This window comes from Chroococcus sp. FPU101 (genome assembly GCF_017312365.1).
Classification (GTDB): Bacteria; Cyanobacteriota; Cyanobacteriia; order Cyanobacteriales; family Microcystaceae; genus Chroococcus.
The window spans coordinates 1-1,319 of the sequence record NZ_BLJI01000099.1 but is presented as its reverse complement, the minus strand read 5'-3'; the positions used below and the strand labels follow the sequence as shown (position 1 = coordinate 1,319).

The following is a 1,319-nucleotide window of genomic DNA, read 5'->3' as shown; positions in this document are numbered from 1 at the left end:
TCTCGCTCCATTTGACGGGATGCTTCGATAATTTGGCGCATGACTGATTTACGATCGTCTGGTTCCCCATCTGTGATTACTAAGATTGTTTCTCCATTGGGTTTAGCGAGTCCTGCAACTTTGCGCTGAAAATAATTATCTAAAGCATCTTGTAAAACACTCGCTAGATCAGTACGTCCCATCGGTTCATTTTATATTCATCTTCAAACATTTTTCCAGCTAATTCATGAATCTTTAATTGATGCCATTCAGGTTCAATTTTATTTAATTCAGGGCTATAAGAAGGAAGAAAGAAAAACTCTAATCCTTTTTCTTTCCACTCTCTTTCTTTTTCTTTAACTCTTTTACTTTTATGAACAGTATAATTATCTAAAACAATTATTGTAATTTTTCCAGTTTTCTCAAAATCTTCTTTAGCTTTTTCAGCTTGCCAATCTATGACTTTTAAATAAACATCACTTTTAATTCCACCTAAAACTAATCCATACTCAAAACTGACATCTTTTTCATAAATTCCTATAATATTTAATCTTCTTCCTCTTCTGTGAGTTTGTTTAATTTCTTTTTGTTCTCCTTTTTTAATGTAAGTATAACTAACAGGACTCCACAGAGCAAACCCAGCCTCATCTAAATATTTCAATCTTACTAATCCTTGCTCCGCAAAACTTTCAATTGTTTCTAAATCACTTTTTTTTTGCTTTTTCTGTTGCAGATTTTGTTTTCCTTTTACACTTTGTTTAGTTCTTTTCCACCGCCAATCTTTTTTTTTAGAATTTTTCTTAAGCGTTCTCTACTTAGACATACTGACCGCTCTTCTTTGAGTTTTTCTACTAATTGATAACTATTGTAAGTCCTTGGTTCTTTTTCTAAACAATTTTCTATGAACTTAATATCTTCTTCTTGCCACTTAGGTTTTCTTCCCGTTCTTGGTGCATCAGATAATCCCTCAATTCCTTTAGTTATCCAACGATAAAAATTTTGACGAATTGTATTAGGAGAACATTTAAGATAATTAGCAATCTCAGTCACTTTCCATCCTCTTGCATTTAAAATTATTGCTTCGGCTCTTTCTCTTGTTCTTTTTGAGATTTTTAGATTAGTTTTGATGGCTAATAACTGTTCATCTTCTTCTGGAGTTAATCGGATTTTTAGAGGGGCTGGCATAACTTCAAAAACTGAGTTTTAATTCTTTTTCTATTTTACACTTAATTCTGACCACCTTAAACTAAAACCTGTTCGCTTTAACAGGATTTTAGCTTTAAATCTATCTATCCTAAACTCATGTCACTTTTAGCGAAAAGCAAATGAGCATTATTTCA

Annotated in this window: 1 protein-coding gene and 2 pseudogenes; all 3 read right to left on the bottom strand. The window is 31.9% G+C overall.

Going from position 1 to position 1,319, the window contains the following annotated elements; genetic code table 11:
- Positions 1 to 191: pseudogene (locus CFPU101_RS25225) on the bottom strand (hypothetical protein); the annotation flags it as partial.
- Positions 164 to 727: pseudogene (locus tag CFPU101_RS25220) on the bottom strand (IS630 family transposase); the annotation flags it as partial. The pseudogenes CFPU101_RS25225 and CFPU101_RS25220, both read right to left, overlap by 28 nt.
- Positions 727 to 1,164, bottom strand: coding sequence for a helix-turn-helix domain-containing protein (locus CFPU101_RS25215; RefSeq protein ID WP_206818631.1), 438 nt, complete (start codon positions 1,162 to 1,164; stop codon positions 727 to 729). The pseudogene CFPU101_RS25220 and the gene CFPU101_RS25215, both read right to left, overlap by 1 nt.
- Positions 1,165 to 1,319: the final 155 nt, after the last annotated feature.